Source organism: Cellulosilyticum ruminicola JCM 14822 (assembly GCF_001311925.1).
GTDB classification, from domain to species: domain Bacteria; phylum Bacillota; class Clostridia; order Lachnospirales; family Cellulosilyticaceae; genus Cellulosilyticum; species Cellulosilyticum ruminicola.
Map to the genome: position 1 here is coordinate 1 of NZ_BBCG01000093.1, position 7,864 is coordinate 7,864.

At 32.2% G+C, this 7,864-nt stretch carries 7 protein-coding genes and 1 pseudogene; 2 read left to right on the forward strand and 6 right to left on the reverse strand.

The genetic code is table 11. The annotated features are described in order from the left end of the window. Window positions 1-180: 180 nt before the first annotated feature. The 6 genes from hisJ to JCM14822_RS17210 all read right to left on the reverse strand — a co-directional run bounded on the left by hisJ (window position 181) and on the right by JCM14822_RS17210 (window position 5,599). Window positions 181-963 carry a histidinol-phosphatase HisJ gene (hisJ, locus tag JCM14822_RS17190; protein WP_054743722.1) on the reverse strand — a complete coding sequence of 261 codons (783 nt, stop codon included), beginning with the start codon at window positions 961-963 and terminating at the stop codon, window positions 181-183. Between the two features lie 130 nt (window positions 964-1,093). Further along, on the reverse strand, window positions 1,094-1,969 hold the full coding sequence (locus JCM14822_RS23285) for an alpha-amylase family glycosyl hydrolase (RefSeq protein ID WP_306307378.1): 876 nt from the start codon (window positions 1,967-1,969) through the stop codon (window positions 1,094-1,096). A 35-nt stretch (window positions 1,970-2,004) separates the two neighbouring features. Beyond that, window positions 2,005-2,469, reverse strand: a complete 465-nt coding sequence (locus JCM14822_RS23290) for an alpha-amylase family glycosyl hydrolase (protein WP_306307377.1) — start codon at window positions 2,467-2,469, stop codon at window positions 2,005-2,007. A gap of 308 nt (window positions 2,470-2,777) precedes the next feature. Continuing rightward, a complete protein-coding gene (gene ptsP / locus JCM14822_RS17200) occupies window positions 2,778-4,382 on the reverse strand; it encodes a phosphoenolpyruvate--protein phosphotransferase (RefSeq protein WP_054743724.1) in 1,605 nt (534 codons plus the stop codon). A gap of 26 nt (window positions 4,383-4,408) precedes the next feature. Further along, window positions 4,409-4,669 (reverse strand): HPr family phosphocarrier protein, encoded by a 261-nt coding sequence (locus JCM14822_RS17205; protein ID WP_054743726.1) that lies wholly within the window; start codon window positions 4,667-4,669, stop codon window positions 4,409-4,411. A 384-nt stretch (window positions 4,670-5,053) separates the two neighbouring features. Beyond that, a complete protein-coding gene (locus JCM14822_RS17210; protein ID WP_054743728.1) occupies window positions 5,054-5,599 on the reverse strand; it encodes a ferritin family protein in 546 nt (181 codons plus the stop codon). A 212-nt stretch (window positions 5,600-5,811) separates the two neighbouring features. Between JCM14822_RS17210 and yjeM the strand changes: the two genes are divergently transcribed. Both yjeM and JCM14822_RS21175 read left to right on the forward strand, forming a co-directional pair. Then, window positions 5,812-7,305: a glutamate/gamma-aminobutyrate family transporter YjeM gene (gene yjeM, locus JCM14822_RS17215; RefSeq protein ID WP_054743730.1), complete on the forward strand. Its 1,494-nt coding sequence runs from the start codon at window positions 5,812-5,814 to the stop codon at window positions 7,303-7,305. A gap of 228 nt (window positions 7,306-7,533) precedes the next feature. Next, window positions 7,534-7,864: pseudogene (locus tag JCM14822_RS21175) on the forward strand (transposase); the annotation flags it as partial.

Sequence of the window (7,864 nt, forward strand, 5' to 3'; positions counted from 1 at the left end):
CTACTTAAAGTAGTTTAATGAATCGACTGGTTTATAATTACTATTTTATTTTCAAAGTTCATATTGTTATGTCACCGAAGTTTTCCTTCACATCGAAAGGCTTTTGCCCTGTCGACTTGTATAATAATATACCATTCATTTACCTATGTCAACACTTGTCGATATTTTTTTATTTTAATTTTAACTTTTTATTTCTTCACTTTGATGTGCATCTGTACCATAGACTAGAGGTATATCATTATACTCTAATAGAGTTAGCATTTTTCCTGTTGGATATACCTCCTTACAATATTTTTTTCTTAATCCTGCTACATTATAATCCACTTCGTAATCTTTTTCCTTTATAGCCTGTACAATTTCCTCTAAAAGACCATCATTTGTGTACTCACATGGATACTTTTGATTAAAAATCCTTACTAAAGTAGGATGTCCGATTCTTCTAGGTTTATATCTTCCCAAATCTGATTGTACTGATTTTAATAAGGTTTCATAATACAAATCATATACACATTCTATGCTCCCTACCTTATCTAACAACATACCAAATTCATCTAAGTCATCAATAGCATAATACCTATCCCCTAATTTCACAAAATGAATAGATAATAAGCTATCTTCAATAACATCTCCATACTTTTCTAATAGCGCTTTAATTTCTTTTTCCTTACCTTCTATGTAGTCTATTTCAAAACCTACATTAATTTTAATTTGTCCTTTAAACTGTTCTTTTATTTTTCTCACAGCTTCAACATATTCCTCTATTTGTTCTTCTCTAATAACGCACTCATTGTAATAAGCATCCGATGTCACACCTCGCGGCATAGGAAAATGCTCTGTAAAACTCATTTCCTCTCTTCCTCTTTTTATTGCTTCATACACATATTGTTCAAAACAATCTTTAGTACCATGTGGACAAAATGGTGTATGTATATGTCCGTCTTTCTTCTCATTTAAATTTAACATTATTATCCCACCTTTAAATAAAAAGCTCCTAATCATTAGCTATATTAAAAGCCTATAACTAATAATTAGGAGCTTTTTAATCTACTATACTATACTATCTATTATAGACATTTTGTTGTTTCAAATATAATTATACTTCTTTCTCTAGTTTCTCTAGCTTTTCCTTTTTATTCGCCACTAATATCATTCCTGTACAAGCTGGCACATTGACACTTATACCGCCATTTTGTACTTCATAAACATTCTTATCATCTAAATAATCTTTTACTACTGTCTCCACTTCAATTCTAAAACTAAGTGTTTCTTCATAATCTGCAAGATTTAAAACAACATATACATTTTCATTCTCATAACTTCTTGCATATACAAGCTGCTCATTTTTTACAATAACCTGCTTGTACTCGCCACAACTTAAAGCCTTAAACTGACTCCTAGCCTCTGATAATTTCTTGATATGTTGAATTAAAGTATCATCCCTTTGTGCAAAGTCCTCTATTTCTAATGCTGGTCTTAAATTATCATCAGATTCTCTACTTTTTTCTCCTTCGATCATCCATTCACTACCATAGTATATCGAAGGAATACCTGGCATTGTAAATAATACTGTATATACATTTGTAATATGATTTTTATTTTTTAGTATACTACCTATACGTGTTACATCATGATTATCTACAAAGTTATATAATTTAAATCCTTGATATAGGCCACCTTGAGCAAATAAGCGATTTAATGAATGATTTATTTCAAAGTAATTCTTATCATTGTGACTTGAATAAATCCCCTTATAACATTCATAATTGGTACTACTATTTAACAAATCTGGTGCTACTAATCGTCTATAATCACCATGTACCATTTCTCCCATAAGCCAAAAATCTTCTTTTTTGCTATCTACAAATTTTCTAAGGCCTCTAAAAAAATCTTGATCCATACAGTAAGCTACATCTAACCTCAACCCATCTATTTCGAATTCTTCAATCCATCCTTCTATAGCACTAAATATATAATTTACTACTTTCGGATTTCTAAGATTTAATTTTACAAGATTAAAATGACCTTCCCAACCTTCATACCAAAATTCATCCCCATAAGGCTTCTACCGTCAAAGTTTACATTTTGAAACCAATCTTTATACTTAGAGTTCCATTTGTTTTTTTGCAAATCTTTAAATCCTATAAAATCTCTACCCACATGATTAAATACACCATCTAATACAACTTTAATACCCGCTTCATGAAGGGCTTTACATACAGCTTTAAAATCTTCATTTTTTCCTAATCTCTTATCTATTTTTGTATAGTCAATTGTATCATACCCATGACTTGTAGATTCAAATAATGGCCCAAAATAAATAGCATTAACACCTAAATCCTTAAAATGTGGAATCCAATCTATAACTTTAGTTATTCGGCTAACAACTTCTTCATTATTTTCTTTAGGTGCACCACAAAAACCTAATGTGTAAATATGATAAAATACTGCACTATCTATCCAATTTTCCATACTTTAAATCCCCCTTTATAAAATAATAATATGAATATTATGCATCTTAACCACTTTCTTTTCGCATTCCGTGCCCTTCTTATATAATTCGTTATATTGCGTTCTTTTTTACATATATCCACTATATCACTCAGGGTATCTATTGTAAATAAATATAGACTTTTCCGATATTTAACTTTGTATAGGTTACTTTTATCATACGCATTATAAAATTTGTCTTATGCCTAAAATATAAATTAATACACAAAAAAGACATCATACTAGCAAGTTGCTAATATGATGTCTTTTTTGTATAAAATCTTATTGATTTAATAAGATTTTTTAGCATTTAAAATAGATGTAGCACTCATTGAGAATTCGTCTAAACCGTATTCTAAAAGTGTTGGAATAGCAGCTTCATCTCCTGCCATTTCTCCACACATACCAACCCATTTACCATGTTTGTGTGCACCGTCAATAGTCATTTTAATTAATCTTAAAACAGCTGGATGCATTGGGTTGTAAAGGTATGATACTTTTTCACTCATTCTATCTGCAGCTAATGTGTATTGAATAAGGTCATTTGTTCCGATTGAGAAGAAGTCCACGTATTTAGCTAATTCATCAGCCATAACTGCTGCTGCTGGAATCTCAATCATGATACCCCACTCAATATTATTTGAGTAAGCAATACCTTCTGCATCAAGTTCTTTTTTGCATTCTTCTACAACTGCTTTAGCGTTATTGAATTCCTCGATTCCTGAGATCATTGGAAACATAACAGCAAGTTGTCCGTATACAGAAGCTCTAAGAAGAGCTCTTAATTGTACTTTGAAGATATCTGTTTGATCAAGACATAATCTGATTGCTCTGTATCCTAAGAATGGGTTCATCTCTTCTGGTAATGGTAAGTAAGGAAGAGTTTTGTCCCCACCGATATCTAATGTTCTAATAACAACCTTTTTATCTTTCATTGTTTCTAAAACATATTTGTATGCTTCATATTGTTCTTCTTCTGTTGGAGCAGAATCTCTATCCATGTATAAGAACTCTGTTCTGAAGAGACCTACACCGTCTCCACCATTTTCGAGAACTTGATCAGCATCTTTTGGTTTTCCGATGTTACCACATACTTCAATGTGTTTTCCATCTTTAGTTACAACTTTCACATCAAGAAGTTTTTTAAGTTCTTCTTTTTCTGCTTCAAAAGCTTCAATTTTAGTTTTGTATTCGGCAACAGTTGCTTCATCTGGATTGATAATAGCAAATCCTTCGATACCGTCAACGATGATTAAATCATCATTTTTTACACTTGTTGTAATGTCACCAAGACCAACTACAGCTGGGATTTCAAGTGTTCTAGCCATGATAGCAGAGTGTGATGTTCTACCACCAATATTAGTAATGAAACCTCTAACTTTTGTTTTGTCAAGTTGTGCTGTATCTGAAGGTGTTAAATCGTGTGCTACAACGATTGTGTTTTGTTTTTCGATTTCTAAACCTACTGTTTGACCTGCAAGATTAGCGATCATACGTTTAGAAACATCTTTGATGTCTGCTGCACGTTCTCTTAAGTAAGCATCATCGATTGATTCAAAAATCATAATAAGATTTTTAGAAACTGTATCTACAGCTTTAATCGCATTTGTGCTATTGTTTTTAATTTCAGCTTCTACAGAACCCACAAATTCTGGGTCATCTAAAATAAGAATATGTGCTTCAAATACGGCTGCTTCATGCTCACCGACATTTTGTCTTGTTTTTTCTTTAATTTTTTCTAATTGTTCTCTACATAAGCTTACTGCTTTTTCTAACTTAGCAAGCTCAGCAGCTGTATCAGTTACTTTTTCGTCTGTAATGATTACTTCATTTTCTTCATAAAGGAAAACATTACCGATTGCATAGCCTTTAGAAGCTGCAATACCTTTTTTCATCTGATATTCCTCCTAGTTGCTATTAATTATTCTTGGAATGAACCAATGAAATCTGCCATATGTTTAGCAGCTGCTTCTTCATCAGCACCTTCTGCAACAACTTGAAGTTCAGCTCCAGCTGTAAGACCCATTGCTAAAAGAGCGATTAAACTTTTTGCGTTACCTTCTTTATCTCCACAGATAAGTTTGATATCTGATTGGAATTGACCTGCTTCTTTGCAGAATAATGTAGCTGGTCTAGCGTGTAAACCTTGTGCATTGATAAGTTTTGTGTTAATAGTAGTCATAATATCTCCTATCTCATTTCAAATGTAGTGTATTTTTGTATCATATTTTATCCAAAATATCTCTAATTATAACTTGAATCAGTCACATAATAAACAAACATACTTTTACTTTTCTATGAACAATCTGTTAATAAATAGTGTTTATACCAAATATGTTACAATATTTTTCTCACTTTTTTATTAAATCTGCTCAATATTCATATTTGTTACTTTTAATATTCAAAACAATACATACAACTATTTAATGCATTATTACTAATTGGCTTATACTGATTACTACTCCTAGAGTTACATTCACCTCTTTGAGCAACTTCTTCCCTTATGCAATAATAGAATATAAAAAGCGCATGCAGAATAATTTCTACATGCGCTTTTTATATTCTATTATTTACCGAAATATCTTTTTAATAATCCTTCGAAAGCTTTACCATGGCGTGCTTCATCTTTACACATTTCATGTACTGTATCATGAATTGCATCATATCCTAATTGTTTTGCAAGTGTTGCAATATCTTTTTTACCTTGTGTTGCACCGTGTTCTGCTTCTACACGCATTTCAAGGTTTTTAGCTGTATCTGCAACTACTACTTCACCTAATAATTCAGCAAATTTAGCTGCATGTTCTGCTTCTTCAAAAGCAATTCTTTTATATGCTTCTGCTACTTCTGGAAATCCTTCTCTATCTGCTTGACGACTCATAGCAAGGTACATACCTACTTCTGTACATTCACCTACGAAGTTTTGACGAAGCCCTTCTAATACTCTTTCATCTACACCTTGTGCTACACCTATTCTATGTTCATCAGCATAAACTCTTTCACCTGTTTGTTCCATGAATTTATCAGCACCTGCTTTACAGATTGGACAAACTTCTGGAGCTTGTTCTCCTTCATAAACATAACCACATACTGTACATACATATTTTTTCATATCTATACCCTCCATTTATTCTTTATATATATTTTAAATGTAAATCTCAACTTTACATGATAATATTTTTTTTTAAATAATAATTATTATCCGTTTCATGTATTAATAATAACCTGTAGTTAATTTTTTGTCAACAATATTTTGAGTTAAAAAAAGAATTTTTTCCCTCATAATGCACATTCTAATTAGAGATTCTTTTTAGGAGGTTTGTTATGATAAATCAGACAACAAAAAAACTTACGTTATCCTCATTAGTGCTGATGATTTTTACATCTGTATATGGTTTTGCTAATATACCTAGAGCTTTCTTTTTAATGGGATATGCTGCAATTCCTTGGTATGTACTTGGCGCTATTGCATTCTTTATTCCCTACGCTTTTATGATGGCTGAGTATGGTACAGCTTTTAAGGAAGAAAAGGGAGGCATTTATTCATGGATGGAACGTTCCGTAGGTCCTAAATATGCCTTCATTGGTACTTTTATGTGGTATGCTTCTTATCTTATTTGGCAAGTGAGTGTTTCTTCAAGTATATGGATTCCTCTATCTAATGCTATTTTTGGAGTAGATCGTACAAGTGAACTTGGCTTTGGATTTCTAAACGCTACTCAGGTCATAGGTATACTTGGTGTGCTATGGGTCATTTTAGTAACTGTTGTTTCATCTAAAGGTATCAATTGGATAAAAAAAGTTACCTCTGTCGGCGGTTCTGCTGTATCAATGCTTAATATCGTTCTAATTTTAGGCGGTTTTATAACTTTAGCCCTTAATAGAGGACAATTTGCTCAACCTATTGTAGACCTTGCAAGTACTTTAACCCACTCTCCAAACCCACGCTATCAAACACCTCTTTCTATGGTGTCTTTCTTTACTTATGCTATTTTTGCCTATGGTGGTATTGAAGCTGTCGGCGGGCTTGTTGATCAAACTAATAAGCCTGAAGTGACTTTCCCTAAAGGAGTTAGTATCGCTGCTATTATTATATCTATTGGTTATTCTCTTGGTATATTTGTAATAGGTACATTTATTAACTGGAATAGTGTTCTTGCTGGCAGCAACGTTAATACAGCTAATGTCACTTATATTGTTATGCAAAATTTAGGTTTTGAATTAGCTCGTGCTTTGGGTGCTACAAATGCGTTTGCTCTAAATGTAGGTGCTGCACTAGCTAGGCTTTCAGGGCTTGCTATGTTCCTTGCTTTAACAGGTGCTTATTTTACTCTAATCTATTCACCACTTAAACAACTTATTGAAGGTACACCTAATGGATTATGGCCAAAAAAATGGACAGCCTTAAAAAACAATATGCCCGTATATGCTATGTACTTACAATGTCTTATTGTTTCAATCATCATACTCCTTGTTTCCTTTGGTGGTGATAATGCTTCTGAATTCTTTAATATGCTTGTAACTATGACTAATGTAGCTATGACTATTCCTTATATGTTCTTATCTATCGCTTTTCCACTCTTTAAACGTAATCGTTCTATTCGTAGGCCTTTCGTTGTTTATAAGAGTAATGGCTTTGCACTTTTTGCAACAATTATTGTTACACTCGCTGTTGGTCTTGCTAATGTATTTTCTATTATCGAACCTGCCATTGCACAAGGTAATTATCTCAATACTATTTTATCTGGTGGTGGCCCTTTACTATTTGCTATTATCGCTTTTCTATTATATAGGCGTTATGAAAAAAATCATGTTTAATGCTAATAAATAAAAAGGATTCGAAAACTATTCCAATGTCATTAAGTTAAGAATTTGTTTCTGAGATTTCCTAAAATAACCAAGTACTTATTATAGGTACTTGGTTATTTTTGCATGAAAAAGCTTGATAAAGTAACGAGTTGTGCTAGTTAAATTTACAAGTAAAATAAGCTCCAATTATATGATATCTTACCCTTACATTACAAAAATAGAGGGACATCATATGTCAGAGCTCATTTTAGCAAACGATTTAGAGATATTTCATCTTATGGTTACTGTGCATCTAAAAAAGAGACTTATTACGGTTTAAAGCTTCATGCTGCAGTTACTTTAGATGGTTATCTTGCAGAAATTAAAATTACAGCTGCCAACGTAGATGATTGTGCTATTCTATGGGAAGTATTATCAGATGTCTATCAACCTATTGTTCTAAGTGACAAAGGATATATAGGTAATCATATTGCCCAAGAACTAAAAAATGAGAAAAATATGACCTTGCTAGCTTTAAAAAGAAATAACAGTAAGAACCCTTACCCAAAAGATTTAAGAAACTGGACAG